Genomic DNA, 20,193 nt, shown 5'->3' on the forward strand with positions numbered 1-20,193 from the left:
TTATGGGCTTAAAACAAAATTTACATAATTTAAAAAAGAAGTATGAAGGAACGAAAATGGCGCCGCTATTTAATGGATTTCATACATTTTTATACCTGCCAAATGAAACGACTCATGGAGGAACTCATATAAAGGCAGCTGATGATTTAAAACGTACCATGAATATAGTTATTATGGCATTAGTGCCGTGTTTAATTTTTGGTATGTTTAATGCAGGGTATCAACATAATGCTGCAATAAATGGCTTTTCAGAAGGAATGTCTTTTTTTAGTACTGACTTTTGGAATTTAGAGAATCTGTTTATTGGTGCTTTTAAAATTTTACCTTTAGTAATAGTATCATACGTAGTTGGTTTAGCTATAGAATTCGTTTTCTGTATTATAAAAGGACACGAGATAGAGGAAGGGTATTTAGTAACTGGGATGTTAGTTCCGTTAATTGTACCTATTGATTTACCATTATGGATGCTAGCTGTAGCAGTTGCTTTTGGAGTTGTAATAGGTAAAGAGGTGTTTGGAGGTACTGGAATGAATATTTTAAATCCAGCTTTAACAATTCGTGCGTTTTTATTCTTTGCATATCCAACTTGGATGTCAGGAGATAAGGTATGGGTTGAAGGTGCTAGAGAACTAGCTGGAACAGCTGATGCAATTTCTGGAGAAACAGTTTTAGGAAGTTTAGCTCAAGGGAAAGAATTTGCCTTTTCTACATGGGATATGTTTTTTGGATTTATTCCTGGTTCAGTAGGTGAAACATCAACATTACTAATTTTAGTAGGAGCTTTGTTTTTAATTTTTACAAAAATTGGAAGCTGGAGAATTATGTTATCTGCAGTAATAGGAGCTTTAGTAATGGGATTAATTTTTAATCAAGTTGCAACATTAGGATGGATAGGAGAAGGAAGTAAATTCTTTAGTTTAATGAATACTACTTTTTGGCATCATTTATTAATTGGAGGTTTTGCATTTGGAGTAGTTTATATGGCTACAGATCCTGTAACAGCTTCACAAACTAATAAAGGAAAATGGATTTACGGTTTCTTAATAGGTTTTTTATCTATAATGATTCGTGTATTTAATCCAGCATACCCAGAAGGAGTAATGTTAGCTATTTTATTAATGAACGTTTTTGCTCCAACAATTGATCACTATGTGGTACAAGGAAATGTAAAGAGAAGATTAAAACGTGCTAAAGTTAAAACTGCCTAATTATGAGTAAGAGAACAGATAGTAATGGATATACACTACTTTTTGCCATAGGTATGGTATTAGTAGTAGGAGCGTTGTTAGCTTTTACAGCGTCATCACTTCGCCCAATGATAGATGCTAATAAGCGTATTGAAAAGCAACAAAATATTTTGTATGCAATGGGGGTAAATGAAAATGATGAAAGCAGTGCAATCTTTGTTTCAAAAGATAAAGTAGCTGAAGAATTTTCTAAATATATTAAAAAGCAATTAGTTATTAAAGGTAATAAAACTACTGAAGATGCTAAAGCTTATTTAATTGATGTTAAAAAACAACAAACAGCAGCTAAAGCTGGTAAGGTGAGAAAATTGCCTTTGTTTATAGGAGAAAAAGATGGTAAAACATTTTATATAGCTCCAATTAGAGGTAAAGGTCTTTGGGATGCTATATGGGGGTACGTTGCTATGGATAAAGATATGGTAGTTCAAGGTGCATTCTTTGATCATAAAGGAGAAACACCTGGTTTAGGAGCTAACATTAAGCAACGCTACTTTATGGATGATTTCATTGGAGAAAATTTAAAAAGTAATGGTACTTTTAAGGGTATTACTGTTTCTAAATCAAATAATGATCCGAAGAACGAAGATAAAAATGATAACGAGGTAGATGCAATTGCAGGAGCAACTATTACTGGAGACGGTGTTGCAGCAATGATTAAATCTGAATTAGGTTTATACGTACCTTACTTTAAAACATTAAAATAATTATGGGACTTTTATCAAAAAAAGACGCAGCACTAATTACTGACCCATTAGCGGATAATAACCCAATTACAATTCAAGTACTGGGTATTTGTTCAGCACTAGCAATTACTGCTGAATTACAAGCATCTATTGTAATGTCGGTATCTGTGTTGTTTGTATTAGGAATAGGAAATGTTGTGATTTCTTTACTAAGAAATATTATTCCTTCAAAAATTAGGATTATTGTACAGTTAATAGTTGTTGCTGCATTGGTAATTATTGTAGATCAAGTGTTAAAAGCTTTTGCTTATGAATTAAGTAAAACACTTTCGGTATTCGTAGGATTAATTATAACCAACTGTATTATTATGGGACGTTTTGAAGCATTTGCTTTAGGTAACGGACCTTGGAGATCGTTTTTAGATGGAATTGGAAATGCTTTAGGATATGCAGTAATTTTAATAGCTGTAGGTTTCTTCAGAGAATTATTAGGTTCTGGTACTTTATTAGGATTTAAAGTATTAGGTGATCCAATTGAAAAAACAGGATTGTACTCTTTGGGATATGAGAATAACGGATTTATGTTATTATCACCAATGGCATTAATTGTTGTAGGTATTATTATTTGGGTACAACGTAGTAGAAACAAAGCATTAATCGAGGATTAAATTCTCTTCAATATCTCTTGAAATATAGAGATGAATTGAAAGAGGAAAAATATAAAATATGGAACATTTAGAATTATTTTTCAAGTCGATATTTATTGATAATATGGTATTTGCTACGTTCTTAGGAATGTGTTCTTACTTAGCTGTATCTAAAAAAGTATCAACAGCAGTAGGTTTAGGAGCTGCCGTTATATTTGTATTAGCAGTAACAGTGCCTATTAACTGGCTATTAGATCAATATTTATTGCAACCAGGAGCATTATCTTGGTTAGGAGCTGAGTATGCTGATTATGATTTAAGTTTCTTATCATTTATCATGTTTATTGCTACAATAGCAACGATGGTACAGTTGGTAGAAATTATTGTAGAGAAGTTTGCACCTGCTTTATATAACTCTTTAGGTATTTTCTTACCATTAATAGCTGTAAACTGTGCAATATTAGGAGGGTCTTTATTTATGCAGTCTCGTGAAATTCCTACATTAGGATTATCATTAACGTACGGAGTAGGGTCTGGTATTGGATGGTTTTTAGCAATTTTAGCTATTGCAGCTATTCGTGAAAAAATTAGATATTCATCTGTACCACCAGCATTAAGAGGGTTAGGTATTACTTTTATTATAACTGGTTTAATGGCGATTGGATTTATGAGCTTTGGAGGAATGTTAACAGGAGGAGATGAAGAAAAGAAAGAAGAAGCACCTAAAGCTGAAATAATCAAAGAAGATTTAGATAAAGCGAAAAAGGTAGCTGAAACTAAATTAACTGATAACACTAAAAAAATTACAGAATAATGATGTTTTTAGAAATAAATACTGGAGGTACAGTAGCTGTGACTGTAGTAGCATTTTTAGCAATTGTATTAGTTTTAGTAGGGTTGTTATTATTTGTAAAGCAAAAACTAGCACCATCAGGTCCAGTAAAGATTACAATTAATGGTGATAAGACAATTGAAGTTGCTTCAGGAGGTACATTGTTATCTACTTTAGGAAATGAAAAGATTTTCTTGCCATCAGCTTGTGGTGGAGGTGGATCTTGTGTTCAGTGTGAGTGTCACGTTAATGCTGGTGGGGGTGAAGCTTTACCTACAGAGACTCCTCACTTTACACGTAAAGAATTACAACATGGTATTCGTTTAGCATGTCAGGTTAAAGTAAAACAAGACATGGATATCTCTATTCCAGAAGAAATTTTTGGAATTAAAAAATGGGAAGCAACAGTTGTACGTAACTACAATGTTGCGACTTTTATTAAGGAATTTGTAGTTGAAATTCCTGAAGAAATGGATTATAAAGCTGGAGGTTATATTCAAATTGAAATTCCAGAATGTGAAGTTAAATATTCAGATATGGATATTTCAGCACATCCTTCTGATCATCCAGGCGAGCCTGATAAATTTAAAGCAGATTGGGAAAAATTTGGTTTATGGCCATTGGTAATGAAAAATACTGAAGTAGTTGAGAGAGCATATTCTATGGCTTCTTACCCTGCGGAAGGACGTGAAATTATGTTAAATGTTCGTGTAGCAACACCTCCTTTCGATCGTGCTAAAGGCGGATGGATGGATGTTAATCCAGGTGTAGCTTCTTCTTATATTTTTAATCAGAAACCTGGAGATAAAGTAACTATTTCAGGACCTTATGGAGAGTTCTTTATCAATGAATCTGAGGCAGAAATGTTATATGTAGGTGGTGGAGCTGGTATGGCACCAATGCGTTCACATATTTATCATTTATTTAGAACCTTAAAAACAGGTAGAAAAGTAACTTATTGGTATGGAGGTCGTTCTAAAGCTGAGTTATTTTACATTCACTACTTTAGAGCACTAGAAAAGGATTTCCCAAACTTTAAATTTTACTTAGCTTTATCAGAACCATTAGAACAAGATAATTGGAAAGCTAAAACAGATATTAATGATGAAGAGGGAGATGGATTTGTTGGGTTTATTCACCAAGTTGTAATAGATCAATATTTATCTAAGCACGATAGTCCTGAAGATTTAGAATTATATTTCTGTGGCCCACCATTAATGAATAAAGCAGTTCAAAAAATGGGTGAAGATTTTGGTCTTGATGATGAGAACATCAGATTTGATGATTTTGGAGGATAGAAATTTTTAACCTTATAATATAGAAAACCGAGCATATTGCTCGGTTTTTTTATGAGGTAATTTTTTTAAGTATTTAAAGAATATATATTGTTGCTAGTTGTCGTCTTTCAAGGGCATAATTTAAGTAAATTATCTTTATGCCTTTATACAATCATTATAGTTGTATTGTTTATTATATTTCAATTTTACACAGTAAAAAATGACGATTATCTATCATTTTTCATTCCTATGGAAGCTATTTAGTGTCGTTCGGAAAATTTTATATTAATTCTGTTAGTTTTTTTCAATCTTAGCCAACGGTTATGTTCCCCAACTTTGTAATAATATTGTTTTCATCCAAATTAATACTTTTGAATTTAATACAAATGAACTGTCCAAACTGTCAATCGACTATAGTTAATCGTAAAAAGAGAAGTGCTTTTCAAAAACTTATTTTACCTTATAGTAAAAAATTAAAATGTTATAATTGTTCAACTATTTTTTTTTATTTTCCTTTTTTTGAAAAGAGTATAATTACTCATAGCGGAGATATAAATAAGCAAAGTACTAATCAAAGTGTTTAAAAGTTTAACTATAAAGAGTCTTACCTTTTTTATAAATACTCTTTGCTACAAATATTCACTAATGCCATTACAACGAAAATACTCTCTTTATTGTATCATAAGCAAATGTATTTTATATTCAATAGGTAATTATAAGAGTCGTGCTTTCTAAATATAGAAATCGTACCTTTGTGAAAATTTTCATAAATGGTCTCTTTTCAAGAATTAGATTTATCAAATCCACTACGAAATTCAATTGAAGACTTAGGTTTTGTTAATCCAACACCTATACAAGAACAAGCTTTTCCTGTAATTCGTTCAGGTAAAGATGTAGTAGGAATTGCTCAAACAGGTACAGGGAAAACGTTTGCTTACATGTTACCAATTTTAAGAGATTTAAAGTTCTCAAAACAACTGCACCCACGAGTATTATTACTTGTGCCTACAAGAGAGTTAGTTGTTCAGGTAGTAGATGAAATAGAAAAGTTAGCAAAATATATAAATTTACGAGTTTTAGGTGTTTACGGTGGTGTAAATTTAAACAGGCATAAAGAAGCTGTTTTACAAGGAACTGATATTATAGTGGCTACCCCTGGGCGCTTATACGATTTAGCAATAAGTAGGGTGCTAAAGCTAAAGTCAATTCAAAAAGTTGTAATTGATGAAGTAGATGTAATGTTAGATTTAGGATTCCGTTTTCAATTGTTGAATATTTTTGATTTATTGCCTGTAAGGCGTCAAAATATTATGTTTTCAGCTACAATGACTGAAGATGTAGAGACATTAATAGATGATTATTTTATAATGCCTAAAAAGATAGCTATAGCTGTTAGTGGTACACCATTAGATAATATTGAACAAGTAACTTATGATGTTCCTAACTTCTATACAAAGATTAATTTATTGAAAGAGTTATTGTTTGATAAAAATGAATATGCTAAAGTATTAATCTTTGCTCCTAATAAGAGAAATGCTGATAGAATATTCAATTTATTAGAAGAAGAATATCCAAGACAATGTTGTGTAATTCACTCTAATAAAACTCAGAATTATCGCTTACGCTCTATTGAAGAGTTTAATAATGGAAATCATAGAATTTTAATAGCGACTGATGTTATAGCAAGGGGGCTAGATTTAAATGAGATTACTCATGTAATTAATTTTAATCCTACTCAATACCCTGAAAACTATATGCATAGGATAGGTCGTACTGGTCGTGCTGACCACAAAGGGAAGTCTATTTTATTTGTCACTGAAAAAGAACATAACTCGAGGGTATCTATAGAAGAGTTAATGGACTATAAAATTCCAGTATTAGAAATACCTGAACATGTGGAGATCTTTAAAGAACTAACTGAAGAAGAAAGACCAAGTGAAGATAGAGATCAGTCGAAAAATAGAACTTCTCAAGAATATGTTCCAGGTCCTGCTTTTCATGAGAAGAAAGAAAAAAATAAGAAAGTTAACTTAGGAGGTTCTTACAGAAGGGAAATCGTAAAAAAATATAAGAAACCAAAAACTAGAGGTGATAAGAACTATAATAAGCGCAATAAGAAAAAATAAACATGCAACAACTTACTAAGCAGGAGTTACACAACTTAGGAATGAATATTGTTGGTAAAAAGCTACAAGAAAAGGGGTATGAATTTGTAGCTATTAATAGTGCTTTAAAAAAGCATCCTCAATTTGTTTTATTCAAAAAGGGAGAACCAACAATTTTTGTGCTGGTTAATGTAACTAATAACATACAGGCTCCGGATAAATATGATGTTTTATGGATGGAAACCTTTAAAGAGCATGCAAAAAAACAGAATGCTAAGATTTGGTATGCGGGTATAGGAATAGCAAATGCTGAAAGTATTGACTTACCTGTGTTCAAAAATCAGCCTTATTATGTCGCTTTTAATGATTTTATAACAATTTTATAACGTTTTTTAGATCTCTTTATGGTATGTATAAAACCAATTGTAATCGATTGTATACCATTTATACACTTTTTTAATAGAATGGTATAAAAACATATAATTATCTTGATATACAGTAGTTTAAGTGTTAATTTTGCGTCAGGGAAATTAATTAATAAACTATCAATGAAAAAAAAATTACTTAAGGGGATTCAAAACTTTATTAAAAATCTATTATCGGTTTTAAGAGAATTCGGCAAAGGAGCTGGATACGCAATAAACCACTAAATAATAAAGAATTTGAAGGAAGAACACTCGTTTTAAGATAAAGCGAGTGTTTTTTTGTGACTAATTTTTGCCGAAATAGCCTTGTAAAAGGTTGTTAGTTTTTATAAGCAATGCAATATTTATTGTTTTACCTTAAGTACAAAAGGGAAAAACACTATTGATTATGAATTGTTTGTGGTTTAAATTTACCATGGGAAAAATTAATAAATTAATACATAATGAAAAAAAAATTACTTAAGGGGATTCAAAAAAAGATGAAATTTTTATTATTGGTTTTAGAAGAATTTGGTAAAGGAGCGGGATATGCCATACATCATTAAATAAGACTTTTTTGAATGGAAAACACTCGTTTTATCTTAAAACGAGTGTTTTTTTTGTTAGTTTTATAAAATGAATGAATTACTAGAAGAAGTTAGAGCATGTAATATTTGTAAAAATTATATTACACCTAGGCCAGTAGTTTTTGCGAATGAGAAATCTAAAATATTAATTATAGGTCAAGCTCCAGGAAGTAAAGTTCATGCTTCTGGTATTCCTTGGGATGATGCAAGTGGTAAACAACTTAGAAAATGGTTGAATGTTACTTCAGATCAATTTTATAATGTGGACAATTTTGGAATCATTCCTATGGGTTTTTGTTATCCTGGGAAAGGAAAAACGGGAGATTTACCACCTAGAAAAGAATGTGCTCTTCAGTGGCATAAATTGTTGTTAAATAAAATGCCAAATGTAGAGTTGATATTATTAATAGGGATGTACGCGCAAAAATATTATTTAAAAGATAAAGCTAGAAACACGTTAACCAATACGGTTATTAATTATCAAGAGTACCTTCCTGATTATTTTGTATTACCACATCCCTCTCCTAGAAACCGTTTTTGGTTAACTAAAAATCCGTGGTTTCAAAAAACGGTTCTTCCTGAACTTAAAAAACATATATGTAAATTACTTTAATGAGCCTCTAACCAATTATCACCAATACCAATTTCAACATCTAAAGGTACAGATAGTTTAAAAGCATTTTCCATTTCTTCTTTAATTATAGGTTTTATGACGTCTAATTCATTTTTATGAGCATCAAAAACTAGTTCATCATGAACTTGAAGTAACATCTTAGATGTAAACTTTTCTTGTTTAAAACGCTTATGAATATTGATCATAGCTAACTTTATAATGTCAGCAGCACTACCTTGGATAGGAGCGTTTACTGCATTTCTTTCAGCACCACTTCGTACGATGGCATTACGAGAATTAATATCTTTTAAATAACGTCTTCTTTCTAAAATGGTTTCTACATATCCGTGCTCACGTGCAAAATCTACTTGTTTAGAAATATAATTACGTAATTTAGGATAGGTTTCATAGTAAGCATCAATTAATGATTTAGCTTCTTTTCTAGTTAAAGATGTTTGATTGCTTAACCCAAAGGCAGAAACGCCATAGATAATTCCAAAATTTACTGTTTTAGCGTTGCTACGTTGTTCACGAGTAACTTCTTCTATAGGTACATTAAATACTTTTGAAGCAGTTGAGGCATGAATGTCTTCCCCGTCTTTAAAAGCTTTAATCATTGTTTCTTCTTCGCTCAAAGCCGCAATAATGCGTAATTCTATTTGGCTATAATCAGCAGCTAGTAGTACATGGTTTTTATCTTTCGGGATAAATGCTTTTCGTACCTCTTGTCCTCTTTTAGTTCTAATTGGAATATTTTGCAGGTTTGGATTATTAGAACTTAATCTTCCAGTAGCAGCAACTGCTTGAGCATAAACGGTGTGGATCCTTTTGGTTTTTGGATTGACTTCATTTGGCAAGGCATCAACATAGGTGCTTTGTAGTTTCTTATACTGGCGGTATAGTAAAATATCTTCAATTATTTTATGATCCTTAGCTAGGTTTGACAATACATCTTCAGCTGTAGAATATTGACCGGTTTTGGTTTTTTTGGGTTTATCAACTAGTTTCATGTTTTCAAACAAAACAATTCCTAGCTGTTTTGGAGAAGCAATGTTGAACTCTTCGCCAGCTTGTTCAAAAATTCGTTTTTCTAATTCTTGGATGTCATTTGTTAGTTCAGTTGACAAAGAATTTAAAAAATCAATATTCAAATTAACGCCTTCAATTTCCATTGCAGTTAAAACAGATACCAAAGGAGTTTCAATTTCATTAAATAATTTTGTTACATTGCCACTTTCTAGCTCTTTAGTAAAATGCTTTTTAAGTTGTAAAGTAATGTCAGCATCTTCAACAGCGTACTCACTTTGTTTTGAAAGTTCAACTTGACGCATAGAAAGTTGATTTTTCCCTTTCTTACCAATCAATTCAGTAATAGAAACTGGTTGGTAATTTAAATAGGTTTCAGAAAGGATATCCATATTATGGCGCATATCAGGATTAATTAAATAATGCGCAATCATAGTGTCAAATAATTTTCCTTTTACAGGAATGTTGTAGTTTGATAAAACTTTAATATCATATTTTAAATTATGACCAATCTTCTCAATTTTTTCATTTTCAAAAAAAGGTAAGAATTCTTCAATAATAGTTTGGGTTTCTTCTTGGTTTTCAGGAAAGGTTACATAATAACCTTTGCCAGCTTCCCAAGAAAAAGAAATACCGATTAGCTCTACTTCTAGAGATTTTAAGCCAGTAGTCTCAGTATCAAAACAGACAGAAGTTTGTTGTTCTAGTTTTTTAAGTAGTAGTTTTCTACTTAAAGGAGTGTTTACTAATTGATAAAAGTGGCTGGTATTTTCAATCGTTTTAAATCCGTTAATATTATTTTCTTCAGAAGCTATTCCACTTCCTGGCGCAGCAAATAAATCGAATTGTTGGCTGTCAGTTGTTTGTGTGTTTTTTTTAGAAGTGGTTTCTGTTTGATTCTTTGTATCTACAGAAATATTGTAGGTCTTTTTTAAATTTTCAACCAATCGTCTAAATTCTAATTCACTAAATATTTCTGAAGTTTTTTCAAAGTTCGGTTGCTCAAACATAAGTTTATCTTCCTCTAATTCAACAGGAACATCTAACATGATTGTTGCTAACTGTTTTGAAAGAAGGCCTAATTCTTGATTGGCGGCTACTTTTTCTTTCATTTTGCCCTTTAGCTGATCAATGTTTTCAAATAATCCTTCCATACTACCATAAGCTGCAAGGAATTTTTTAGCTGTTTTATCTCCAACTCCTGGTAATCCAGGAATGTTATCAACAGCATCTCCCATCATTCCTAAATAGTCGATAACTTGCTCTGGGCGTTCAACTCCAAATTTAGCTTTAACTTCTTCAATTCCCCATTTTTCATACCCATTTCCCATTCTAGGAGGTTTGTACATGAAAATATGTTCAGAAACGAGTTGCGCAAAATCCTTGTCTGGAGTTACCATATAGGTGTCTAAACCAGCTTTTTCAGCTTTTTTTGCAAGAGTTCCTATAATATCATCAGCCTCATATCCTGATTTTACAATTGCAGGAATGTTCATGGCTTCTAGTATTTTTTCGATATAAGGAACAGCTATTTTTATTGCCTCAGGAGTTTCTTGTCTATTTGCTTTGTATTCAGGAAAGACTTCTATTCTATCAACACTTCCTCCTTTGTCAAAACAAACAGCTAAGTAATCAGGTTTTTCTCTTTTAATTACATCTAAAAGAGAATTTGTAAAACCTAAAACAGCTGAAGTGTCTAACCCTTTTGAATTGATTCTAGGATTTTTTATAAAAGCATAATATCCTCTAAAAATTAAAGCGTATGCATCAAGTAAAAAAAGTCGTTTTCTGTTTGCCATGTTGTTATATAAGAGCTGTTGAAATATTTTTATTATTGAGAAATGAATCTAAATTAAAAATCACATTTAACCAAGCAGTAAAGCTACGAAACTTTAACAAGATGTTAAAAATTGATTTTTAGTTTTACTATTATCTTTGCATCCTATTAAAAATAGATATATGCCTCGTTGGATACTTCCTTTATTAATTTCTTCTTTTGTAATTATTGCTCTTGAAACATATGCTTTCCAAACAGTTAAAGTTCTTACTAAAAACAAGTTTATTCGAATTGTATGGTTATTTATAGGTGCCTTAGCGTATATTAATTTTTTTTATGTAATTTTTTCTACAGATAGAAGTTCTGGGCAAACACGTCAATTTCAATGGGCAGTAGGTTTTTTGTTATTAATATTAGTACCAAAATTGATACTACTGCTTTTTATGCTGGGAGAAGATATAATAAGGTGGTTAAAAAAAGGCATATCTTATTTTTCGTATGAAGAAACCAAGGGTTTGGTAGGGCGAAGAAAGTTTATATCTCAGCTTGCTTTTCTTATAGCAGCAATACCTTTTACAAGTTTATTATATGGTATTTTTAAAGGAAAGTATAATTATAAAGTGCTTAAGTATCAATTAAGTTTTAAAGATTTACCAGAAGCTTTTGATGGTTTTACTATAACACAAATTACTGATATTCACTCTGGAAGTTTTGATAATAAGGAAAAGATTCAATATGCCGTTAACTTAGTAAATGAACAAGAATCAGATGTTATTTTATTTACTGGTGATATTGTAAATAATTTTGCTCACGAGATGGATGATTGGATTCCCGTTTTTTCTCAACTTAAAGCGACAATGGGCAAGTATTCAATCCTAGGGAATCACGATTATGGTGATTATTCAAAGTGGAAAAGTAAAGAGGATAAAAAAGAGAATTTTGAAGCAATTAAAAATATTCATCCAAGAATAGGGTTTGATTTATTATTAAATGAACACAGATATATAGAAAAAGATGGACAGAAAATAGCTTTGGTAGGAGTTGAAAATTGGGGAAAGGGTTTTAATCAGGCAGGAGATTTAAAAATGGCCTCTAAAGGAATTGATAAGGACGACTTTAAAGTTTTGATGAGTCATGATCCAAGTCATTGGGAGTATAAAGTGAAAAAAGATGATTTTAATTACCAGTTAACATTGAGTGGACATACCCATGGATTGCAATTTGGAATTGAAATTCCAGGTTTTTTTAAATGGAGCCCGTCTCAATATGTTTACAAGCAATGGGCTGGTTTATATGAGGAGTTTGGAAGATATGTTAATGTGAATAGGGGATTTGGATACCATGCTTTTCCTGGAAGAGTAGGTATTTGGCCTGAAATAACTGTTATAGAGTTAAAAAAAGCCTAGTTTTTAGTGTTTTTCATCTTAATTTAAGGTTTTAGTTATAAAAAATTAGTACTTTTAGGCGACTTACAGAAAAAAATTATGTTATATGACAAAATTTGGTGAAATCATAAGTGTTAATAAACCTGTGTTAATTGATTTTTATGCTGATTGGAGTGAGTTTGAACCAAGCATAGACACTCTTCGTGATGTTGCTGCTGCTTTAGGTGATAGAGCAAAAGTTATTAAAATAGACATTAGAAAAAATGAACTTTTAGCAGATGCGCTTCGAGTAAAAGGAAATCCTACATTTATGATATACAAGAATGGGGAAATGAAGTGGCGCCAAACTGGTGAGCAAGACGCAAATACACTTATTGGTTTAGTTCAACAATACGTTTAATAAATAGCTTTAAAAATATATCCTTTTCTTGTGTATTCCTCAAGAACTTTAGGTAAAGTATAGTAAAGTTTTTCTTTAGCTTTTATACTGTCATGAAAAACAATAATACTTCCATTGAAGGTGTTGTTTAGAACATTTTCTAAACATTTTTCTTTAGATATTTTTTTGTCAAAATCTGCTGAGAGAACATCCCACATTACAATTTTGTATCCTTTATTTATAAGTTCCGTTGCTTGTGAATGTTTTATTTTGCCATATGGAGGGCGAAAGAGTTTTGTAAGAAGCTTTTCTTTACCTTGTTTCTCTATAATTTCTTGTGTCTTTTTAATATTTAAAACATAGTTTTTTAATGTGTGTTTCCATCCGTTTAAGTGATTGTAGGTGTGGTTTCCTATACTATGCCCTTCTTTTAAAATTTGCTTGTAAATAAGTGGATGTTTTGTAATATTATCACCAATGCAAAAAAATGTAGCTTTAGCATTGTATTGTTTGAGTTGATCTAATACAAATTCAGTTACTATTGGAATAGGCCCATCATCAAAAGTTAAATAAATTTCTTTTTTATTAGAAGAAAAACACCACGTATATCTTGAAAATAATTTTTTGATTATACGTGGTGTTTTAGTTATATAAAATTTCAATATGTCCTAAGGTTTAATAGAATCTAGTTCTTCAGGTAAAGCTTCTTCACTATCAGACATTAAATGCTTAAATAATTTAGCATGATCAATATATGCTTTAAAAATTTTATTAGTAAAATCTTTATCTTCATCATATTGAGTAATTTGTCGAACTATATTTTGATACATGTATAAATTAGTATCAATGTTTTCAAAAACCAGTTGTTCATCACCCCCTTTAAAGTTCGTGTAATAAATAAGGTTTTGTTGAAAAATATCTATTAATGTTTCGGCAGTCTCACGAGCCTTATCTTTATCCCCTATTTTGTAATACAACTCAGGGTATCCAAGAGAGATACTATAATGATCAAAATCCTTAATAGGCATTTTATATAATGATAAATCTAAAACATCCTTAGCATTGACAGAATCATTTAATTTTAAAAATTCCTCAGATAAACGCATTAAGTTGTTTCGTAATGATATAGCATTACGTTTACTTTGTTCATCTAGGTATATTTTTCCATTATTAATAGTCTTCCAGTCCCATTTTTTTACATTAGCATACATCTTTTCAGGGTCAATCCGCCCCATGTCAAACATTGATTTTCCTTTATTTGAAGTTTTGATGGGTACTAATTTATATGACATACCATCTAGTTGTAAATAGTCTTTTAACCAGATATATTCCTCATCAGCATTTGCACCTCCAGTAAAATAAATAGGACGTTTCCAGTCAAAATTATTTAATATATCAAGCATTAAAATACGATTCTTAGCAATGCCTTGAGGGTCAATAGTAATGTCAATATAATCAACTATTTTATCAGCGTCTTTTTGTGCCACTAAACCAGTTTTTAAGGCGTTTTCTTTATTAACTGGAATGCGAATTCTATTGGTTGGGTAAAACTTTTCTTTTACATTATTTTCTTCATCAATATAATAGGTAACTTTATTATCACTTTCAATCCAACGCATAAAGTTTTTTATGGACATAATTGAATCTTTGAATCTAGGATGCGGAATGTGATACGCCAAATCTAAGGTTCCATATTTATATTGATCATGTGTTAGTGTAGAGGGTATAGGGTCTGCATCATAGGTTTTCTTTTTCATTTGGTCAATATACCAATCCGTTTGAAAAAGACTAGTGTTAACAATTTTTATGTCTGGGCGAATACCTTCTACTTGTTGCATATACCATAGAGGGAAAGTGTCATTATCACCAATAGTGAAAATAATGGCATTAGGGTCACAACTTTCTAAATACGTTTGAGCATTTAATTGTGCCATAAAACGATCACCTCTGTCATGATCATCCCAATTTTGAGCACCCATTAGAACAGGAACTGCTAATAATGAAATTATAGAAACAGCAAAGGCTACCGTTTGTTTGTTGGTATACTTTTTAAAGTAATCATATAGTGCAAGTACACCAAATCCAATCCATATAGCAAATACATAAAAGGAACCTACTACTGCATAATCACGTTCACGAGGTTCAAAAGGCTTAGGGTTTGTATAAAATATAATTGCAAAACCAGTAAATACAAAAAACAGGGTTAAAGCATACAGGTTTTTTTTGTCTTTATTTATTTGGTACAGTAAGCCTATAAAACCCAGTATAAGAGGTAGAAAAAAGTAAGTATTTCTTCCTTTATTGTTTTTAATAACATCAGGGAGATTTTGTTGAGAACCAAGTCGCATTTCATCAATAAAATTAATACCACTTAGCCAGTTGCCGTTTTCGAAATCTAAATGACCTTGAATGTCGTTTTGGCGACCAACAAAATTCCACATAAAATAACGACCATACATATATCCAAACTGGTAATCTACCATAAATTTGATGTTTTCAAAGAAAGTTGGTCTTCTTTTACTTCTGGCTGGAATACCAGCAATTCTTTTATAATGTTGTTCAGAACCAGGATCAACCATTCTAGGTATAAAACCTTTATGTTTATCAGAATAGTTAGGAATTACGTTTTTGTATTTATTTACAATTTCATATTTTCCATTTCTTTTCTCATATTTTGGTTTATCGTCCTTAAAAGGTTTGTTGGCATCTTGTTCTCTATTATAGGTTATAGAATAGTATTTGTCATAAAAAACATTAGCATCGCCATATTGTTCACGATTGTAGTATGCTAAAAGTTCGCGAGCACTTGATGGATTGTTTTCATTAATAACGGTATCAGCATTTGCACGAATAGGTAACATTAACCATGATGAAAAACCAATCATGATAAACAAAACAGATAAGATTAATGTGTTTCCTGTAATTAAGTTCTTTTTACGAGTATAGTTTAATCCAAAATAAAATAACCCTATTAAAATAACCCCAGCAATTATAGTTCCAGAGTTATAAGGTAATCCTATCTGGTTGATAAAAAATAGTTCAGATATACTAAAGAATTTTAATGTGAAAGGGAATAAAAATTTAAAAACAAAAGCTAAAACTAATATTGAAATAATTGTAGCAATTGCAGTAGTTTTTAAAGTGATGTTTTTATATGTCTTAAAAAAATACAACATCACAATAGATGGAATAACTAGTAAAGATAAAATATGTACTCCAAATGATAGTCCAACAACGAAACTTATAATAACAAGCCATTTATTGCCTCTAGGTGAGTTTATTGCTGCCTCCCATTTTAAACCTAACCAAAATAATAAGGCCATTAAAAATGATGACATTGCATATACTTCTCCTTCTACAGCACTAAACCAAAAACTATCAGAGAAAGTGTAGGTTAAAGCACCTACTAAACCACTACCTAAAACAGCAATACCTTCATTTTTATTGAATTTACCATTTTTAATCACCATTTTCTTTGCCAAATTGGTAATTGTCCAAAACATAAATAATATTGTAAAAGCACTTGCTAAACCAGACATAAAATTAACCATCTTAGCCCATTGGCTTGGGTCATTACTTAACATTGCAAAGAATGCTCCCAGCATTTGAAATAATGGGGCACCAGGTGGGTGACCAACTTCTAACTTTACAGCTGTTGAGATGTATTCACCACAATCCCATGAGCTTACTGTAGGTTCAAGTGTTAGTGTATAGGTTATTAACGCCACGGCAAATGAACCCCATCCTAAAATAGTATTCCATTTTTTGTAGTTAAAATCGTTCATATAATTTTTAATAAGTTGTTGCGAATGTACTAATTAGTAGTGTGTTTTAAGTATAGCAAAAATAAAATTTTGTTTTATTTTTCAGGATAAAGTTCTGTTAAAAGAAAAAAATTAATTTTTTTTTGTCAAAATCAATTTATGTTTTATATTTGCACCCGCAATAAGCAATTGGCCTATGGTGTAATGGTAACACACTGGTTTTTGGTACCAATATTCAAGGTTCGAGTCCTTGTAGGCCAACAAAGCCCTTACGAAAGTAAGGGCTTTTTATTTGTAATTTATATAGCTTCTTGAAATAAGTTGATTTTATAAAATATATAAGGTATGCTTTTGGGATACAGAGTTTGTTAGGTATTCAAAATTTTAAAGAAATAATATCTAGTTATGAGTTTTGAATTGTCAAAATCAATTTGAAATAAAACAATTCATAGTGTAAAAAATAGATTAAGTGAGTGCTAATTTTTGTAAAAATTAAGTTTTTTTATTTGTTGATAAGAGAGAGTGAAATTTTATTATTTATAATAAAAAACAAGGTATGATAAATAATTGATATTTAATTTAGAAGCTTATAAACCTAGTGCAATTATTAATGATTATAAATACAATTTAAATTCTATAATTGTAAAAAAGACAAAATGCACCTTAAAAAAGTATTTGTATTTTTTATAAATTTTGTTTTTTTTAATACAAACTTTATTTTTATATTTGCACTCACAAATTACTGGCCTATGGTGTAATGGTAACACACTGGTTTTTGGTACCAATATTCAAGGTTCGAGTCCTTGTAGGCCAACTTAAAAGTCTTAACTAAATTTTAGTTAAGACTTTTTTTGTAACAAGTTTTTATACCAATCGTCTTGCTTTTAAAACCAAATAGTATGAAACGATTTTTAACTGCATTTTTTTGTTTATTTTTAATTAGTATTAATGCTCAGGAGGCAAAATTTAAAAGCTTCTATAAGGCAAATAAAAACAGGACGGCTTTCTCATTAAATTTATCAAGCTCTTTTGCTGGTTCATTTTTTGATGATGAAGACGATGACGAAATTAAAAACCTATTAAAAAAGTCAAGTGATTTCAAACTTATGGTTTTTGATAAAAATAGAAGTGATGTTGCTAAAGATTTTAAAAGATTTTCAAGAAGAAATAAATTGAAAACTTTGATAAGAGCTAAGGATAAAGGAGGTAAAGCGGAAATTCTTTTCATCGAAAAAAATAACTTAGTGAGAGAAATCATTGTTAAAGTAACTGGAACTGAAGACAAACTTGTGTTATTGGGAGTGAAAACAAAACTAACAAGAGAAGAGTTGGCTTCAATTATTACTTCCTCAAATAATGAGGAGGTAGCATCAAAATAAATTAAAAAAAAGGCGGAAGTAATTTTCCGCCTTTTATTATTGAGTAGCTTTTTTTAAAGATTCAATAATTTTCTTGCTATTGCCTATATAAATGTCACTATTAATAATAAAAACAGGACGTTTTAAAAAAGTGTACTCATCTAAAATGTATTGTTTGTAATCAGCTTCTGTTAAGGTTTGGTTTTTTAAATCCATTTCCCTGTAAAGTTTTGCTCTTTTATTAAACAAGGCTTCAAAACTACCGCTTAAACGGTACATTTCTTCTAGTTGTTGAACTGTAATCGGAACTGATTTAATTTCTTGTTTTTCAAAACCATCTAAGTTTACTTCTTTTAAAATTCTTCGACAAGTATCACAGGTTTGTAAAAAATAAACTTTCTTCATTTTATATAAATCTTTAATAATATATTTGAGCTAAAATAAACAGAAAAATGGATTCACAATTTGAAGTTTTAAAAAAATCCAGAGAGTTAGTGTTAAATCTTACAAATGGATTAACTATTGAACAGTTACATAAGATTCCAGAAGGGTTTAATAATAATATAGCTTGGAATGTTGCTCATTTGGTAGTGACTCAACAATTGTTACTTTATAAGTTGTCTGGTTTACAGTGTTTAGTGTCTGATGAACTAATAGATAACTATAGAAAAGGCACTAAGCCGACTGAAACTTTTACAGAAGAAGAGTTTGAAGAGGTAAAAGAATTGTTATTGGGGTTACCTGATACTTTAAAAGAAGATTTTAGTGCGGGGATTTTCTCGGATTATACAGAGTATAAAACAAGTACTGGTTTTGTATTAGACTCTTTTAAAACTGCACTTGCTTTTAATAACATGCATGAAGGCATACATTTAGGAGTTATTATGGCAATTAGAAAATTAGTGTAAATTTTTATTAAAATGAAATTTAATACTAAAGCGATACATGGAGGTCAAAAGTACGAAGAGACTACAGGAGCCGTTATGACTCCTGTTTTTCAAACTTCTACGTATGCTCAATCAAGCCCTGGTGTGAATAAGGGGTATGTATACTCACGTGCAGCTAACCCTACCAGAACAGCTCTAGAAAATGCATTTGCCTCAATTGAAAATGGGACTCGCGGATTTGCCTTTTCTTCAGGACTTTCTGCTATTGATTGTGTACTTCGTCTATTAAAACCAGGTGATGAAGTTATTGCGGGTAATGATTTGTATGGTGGTACTTATCGAATGTTTACTAGACTTTTTCATAAATATGGGTTGAATTTTAAATTTGTTGATTTAGGAGAGATTAGTAATGTAACTAATGCGGTTTCTGATTCGACAAAATTAATTTGGATAGAAACACCTACCAATCCATTAATGAAAATTGTTGATATTTTAGGAGTAACCAACGCTATAAAAAACAAAGACACTACTATTTTAATTGCGGTTGATAATACTTTTGCTACACCTTATTTACAAAGACCATTAGATTTAGGAGTAGATATTGTTATGCATTCTGCGACTAAGTATTTAGGAGGTCATTCAGATTTAGTAATGGGAGCTCTAATGGTGAAAGATGAAGAGTTAGCCGAAGAGTTACATTTTATTCAATTTGCTGCTGGGGCGATAGCCAGTCCTATGGATTCTTTTTTAGCATTACGAGGTATAAAAACATTACACTTACGAATGCAGCGCCATTGTGAAAATGGATTGGCCATAGCTAATTTTTTAAAAGAACATAAACAGGTAAGTGATGTGTATTATCCAGGTTTAGAAAGTCATCCTAATCATGAAATTGCTAAAAAGCAAATGGACGATTATGGAGGAATGGTTTCTTTTCGTTTAAAAGATGAAAGTAAAAAAGCAACGTTTAAATTTTTAGAAAGTACAAAGTTATTTACGTTAGCAGAATCATTAGGAGGGGTAGAGAGTTTGGTGAATCATCCAAGTACAATGACTCATGCTTCGATTCCTGAAGAGGAAAGAGTAAAAATAGGAATAACAGATTCTTTAGTCAGGTTGAGTGTTGGTGTGGAAGATATTGATGATTTATTAGATGATTTGGCACAAGCTTTAGAGAGGTAAATAAAATACATTTATTAAAAAAGAAAAGCACTACATTGTA

Annotated in this window: 17 protein-coding genes and 2 tRNA genes; 15 read left to right on the top strand and 4 right to left on the bottom strand. The window is 30.8% G+C overall.

All coding sequences use genetic code 11. The annotated features are described in order from the left end of the window. Nucleotides 1-2: 2 nt before the first annotated feature. The 8 genes from ACMFBB_RS13640 (at nt 3) to ACMFBB_RS13675 (ending at nt 8,395) form a co-directional block, all read left to right on the top strand. Nucleotides 3-1,208 carry an NADH:ubiquinone reductase (Na(+)-transporting) subunit B gene (locus ACMFBB_RS13640; protein WP_435261315.1) on the top strand — a complete coding sequence of 402 codons (1,206 nt, stop codon included), beginning with the start codon at nt 3-5 and terminating at the stop codon, nt 1,206-1,208. Between the two features lie 2 nt (nt 1,209-1,210). Then, on the top strand, nt 1,211-1,951 hold the full coding sequence (locus tag ACMFBB_RS13645) for a Na(+)-translocating NADH-quinone reductase subunit C (RefSeq protein ID WP_435261316.1): 741 nt from the start codon (nt 1,211-1,213) through the stop codon (nt 1,949-1,951). Between the two features lie 2 nt (nt 1,952-1,953). Continuing rightward, nucleotides 1,954-2,598 (top strand): NADH:ubiquinone reductase (Na(+)-transporting) subunit D, encoded by a 645-nt coding sequence (locus tag ACMFBB_RS13650; RefSeq protein ID WP_435261317.1) that lies wholly within the window; start codon nt 1,954-1,956, stop codon nt 2,596-2,598. 58 nt (nt 2,599-2,656) lie between these two features. Then, nucleotides 2,657-3,391 carry an NADH:ubiquinone reductase (Na(+)-transporting) subunit E gene (nqrE, locus tag ACMFBB_RS13655; protein WP_435261318.1) on the top strand — a complete coding sequence of 245 codons (735 nt, stop codon included), beginning with the start codon at nt 2,657-2,659 and terminating at the stop codon, nt 3,389-3,391. A 2-nt stretch (nt 3,392-3,393) separates the two neighbouring features. Further along, on the top strand, nt 3,394-4,707 hold the full coding sequence (gene nqrF, locus ACMFBB_RS13660; RefSeq protein WP_435264304.1) for an NADH:ubiquinone reductase (Na(+)-transporting) subunit F: 1,314 nt from the start codon (nt 3,394-3,396) through the stop codon (nt 4,705-4,707). Nucleotides 4,708-5,456: 749 nt separating this feature from the next. Next, nucleotides 5,457-6,812 carry a DEAD/DEAH box helicase gene (locus tag ACMFBB_RS13665; protein ID WP_435261319.1) on the top strand — a complete coding sequence of 452 codons (1,356 nt, stop codon included), beginning with the start codon at nt 5,457-5,459 and terminating at the stop codon, nt 6,810-6,812. Between the two features lie 2 nt (nt 6,813-6,814). Beyond that, nucleotides 6,815-7,177 (top strand): Na(+)-translocating NADH-quinone reductase subunit F, encoded by a 363-nt coding sequence (locus ACMFBB_RS13670; protein WP_435261320.1) that lies wholly within the window; start codon nt 6,815-6,817, stop codon nt 7,175-7,177. A gap of 654 nt (nt 7,178-7,831) precedes the next feature. Next, nucleotides 7,832-8,395 carry a uracil-DNA glycosylase family protein gene (locus tag ACMFBB_RS13675; RefSeq protein ID WP_435261321.1) on the top strand — a complete coding sequence of 188 codons (564 nt, stop codon included), beginning with the start codon at nt 7,832-7,834 and terminating at the stop codon, nt 8,393-8,395. Here the strand turns inward: ACMFBB_RS13675 and polA are convergent. Beyond that, on the bottom strand, nt 8,392-11,220 hold the full coding sequence (gene polA, locus ACMFBB_RS13680; protein ID WP_435261322.1) for a DNA polymerase I: 2,829 nt from the start codon (nt 11,218-11,220) through the stop codon (nt 8,392-8,394). The two genes, ACMFBB_RS13675 and polA, sit on opposite strands and share 4 nt — an antisense overlap. Before the next feature lie 160 nt (nt 11,221-11,380). Between polA and ACMFBB_RS13685 the strand changes: the two genes are divergently transcribed. Both ACMFBB_RS13685 and ACMFBB_RS13690 read left to right on the top strand, forming a co-directional pair. Further along, nucleotides 11,381-12,604, top strand: coding sequence for a metallophosphoesterase (locus tag ACMFBB_RS13685; protein ID WP_435261323.1), 1,224 nt, complete (start codon nt 11,381-11,383; stop codon nt 12,602-12,604). An 85-nt stretch (nt 12,605-12,689) separates the two neighbouring features. Then, nucleotides 12,690-12,983 (top strand): thioredoxin family protein, encoded by a 294-nt coding sequence (locus tag ACMFBB_RS13690; RefSeq protein WP_435261324.1) that lies wholly within the window; start codon nt 12,690-12,692, stop codon nt 12,981-12,983. Here the strand turns inward: ACMFBB_RS13690 and ACMFBB_RS13695 are convergent. Then, nucleotides 12,980-13,624 carry a polysaccharide deacetylase family protein gene (locus ACMFBB_RS13695; protein WP_435261325.1) on the bottom strand — a complete coding sequence of 215 codons (645 nt, stop codon included), beginning with the start codon at nt 13,622-13,624 and terminating at the stop codon, nt 12,980-12,982. The two genes, ACMFBB_RS13690 and ACMFBB_RS13695, sit on opposite strands and share 4 nt — an antisense overlap. Before the next feature lie 6 nt (nt 13,625-13,630). Then, nucleotides 13,631-16,747: a glycosyltransferase family 117 protein gene (locus tag ACMFBB_RS13700; RefSeq protein WP_435261326.1), complete on the bottom strand. Its 3,117-nt coding sequence runs from the start codon at nt 16,745-16,747 to the stop codon at nt 13,631-13,633. A gap of 169 nt (nt 16,748-16,916) precedes the next feature. Here ACMFBB_RS13700 and ACMFBB_RS13705 point away from each other — a divergent pair. From ACMFBB_RS13705 to ACMFBB_RS13715, 3 genes are all read left to right on the top strand, one after another. Continuing rightward, nucleotides 16,917-16,987 (top strand) — tRNA-Gln (locus tag ACMFBB_RS13705). 482 nt (nt 16,988-17,469) lie between these two features. After that, nucleotides 17,470-17,540: transfer RNA gene (locus ACMFBB_RS13710), tRNA-Gln, on the top strand. Between the two features lie 85 nt (nt 17,541-17,625). Further along, nucleotides 17,626-18,105, top strand: coding sequence for a DUF4252 domain-containing protein (locus tag ACMFBB_RS13715; RefSeq protein ID WP_435261327.1), 480 nt, complete (start codon nt 17,626-17,628; stop codon nt 18,103-18,105). A 36-nt stretch (nt 18,106-18,141) separates the two neighbouring features. On the opposite strand, the gene ACMFBB_RS13720 is transcribed toward ACMFBB_RS13715, so the two are convergent. After that, nucleotides 18,142-18,489, bottom strand: a complete 348-nt coding sequence (locus ACMFBB_RS13720; protein WP_435261328.1) for an arsenate reductase family protein — start codon at nt 18,487-18,489, stop codon at nt 18,142-18,144. 47 nt (nt 18,490-18,536) lie between these two features. Here ACMFBB_RS13720 and ACMFBB_RS13725 point away from each other — a divergent pair, with 47 nt between their 5' ends. Continuing rightward, the gene (locus ACMFBB_RS13725; protein WP_435261329.1) at nt 18,537-18,992 is read left to right on the top strand and encodes a DinB family protein; all 456 of its coding nucleotides are present in this window, start codon (nt 18,537-18,539) and stop codon (nt 18,990-18,992) included. Between the two features lie 12 nt (nt 18,993-19,004). Beyond that, the gene (locus ACMFBB_RS13730; protein ID WP_435261330.1) at nt 19,005-20,153 is read left to right on the top strand and encodes a cystathionine gamma-synthase; all 1,149 of its coding nucleotides are present in this window, start codon (nt 19,005-19,007) and stop codon (nt 20,151-20,153) included. Nucleotides 20,154-20,193 lie beyond the last annotated feature (40 nt).

The organism is Tenacibaculum sp. nBUS_03 (assembly GCF_051201695.1).
GTDB lineage: Bacteria > Bacteroidota > Bacteroidia > Flavobacteriales > Flavobacteriaceae > Polaribacter.

What these genes read in the sequence shown, in the direction of transcription:
- ACMFBB_RS13665 (WP_435261319.1), top strand. Translation starts at nt 5,457, where the DNA reads ATGGTCTCTTTTCAAGAATTAGATTTATCAAATCCACTACGAAATTCA.
- ACMFBB_RS13645 (WP_435261316.1), top strand. Translation starts at nt 1,211, where the DNA reads ATGAGTAAGAGAACAGATAGTAATGGATATACACTACTTTTTGCCATA.
- ACMFBB_RS13725 (WP_435261329.1), top strand. Translation starts at nt 18,537, where the DNA reads ATGGATTCACAATTTGAAGTTTTAAAAAAATCCAGAGAGTTAGTGTTA.
- ACMFBB_RS13715 (WP_435261327.1), top strand. Translation starts at nt 17,626, where the DNA reads ATGAAACGATTTTTAACTGCATTTTTTTGTTTATTTTTAATTAGTATT.
- ACMFBB_RS13650 (WP_435261317.1), top strand. Translation starts at nt 1,954, where the DNA reads ATGGGACTTTTATCAAAAAAAGACGCAGCACTAATTACTGACCCATTA.
- ACMFBB_RS13640 (WP_435261315.1), top strand. Translation starts at nt 3, where the DNA reads ATGGGCTTAAAACAAAATTTACATAATTTAAAAAAGAAGTATGAAGGA.
- polA (WP_435261322.1), bottom strand. Translation starts at nt 11,220, where the DNA reads ATGGCAAACAGAAAACGACTTTTTTTACTTGATGCATACGCTTTAATT.
- nqrF (WP_435264304.1), top strand. Translation starts at nt 3,394, where the DNA reads ATGTTTTTAGAAATAAATACTGGAGGTACAGTAGCTGTGACTGTAGTA.
- ACMFBB_RS13670 (WP_435261320.1), top strand. Translation starts at nt 6,815, where the DNA reads ATGCAACAACTTACTAAGCAGGAGTTACACAACTTAGGAATGAATATT.
- ACMFBB_RS13730 (WP_435261330.1), top strand. Translation starts at nt 19,005, where the DNA reads ATGAAATTTAATACTAAAGCGATACATGGAGGTCAAAAGTACGAAGAG.
- ACMFBB_RS13720 (WP_435261328.1), bottom strand. Translation starts at nt 18,489, where the DNA reads ATGAAGAAAGTTTATTTTTTACAAACCTGTGATACTTGTCGAAGAATT.
- ACMFBB_RS13690 (WP_435261324.1), top strand. Translation starts at nt 12,690, where the DNA reads ATGACAAAATTTGGTGAAATCATAAGTGTTAATAAACCTGTGTTAATT.
- ACMFBB_RS13675 (WP_435261321.1), top strand. Translation starts at nt 7,832, where the DNA reads ATGAATGAATTACTAGAAGAAGTTAGAGCATGTAATATTTGTAAAAAT.
- nqrE (WP_435261318.1), top strand. Translation starts at nt 2,657, where the DNA reads ATGGAACATTTAGAATTATTTTTCAAGTCGATATTTATTGATAATATG.
- ACMFBB_RS13700 (WP_435261326.1), bottom strand. Translation starts at nt 16,747, where the DNA reads ATGAACGATTTTAACTACAAAAAATGGAATACTATTTTAGGATGGGGT.
- ACMFBB_RS13685 (WP_435261323.1), top strand. Translation starts at nt 11,381, where the DNA reads ATGCCTCGTTGGATACTTCCTTTATTAATTTCTTCTTTTGTAATTATT.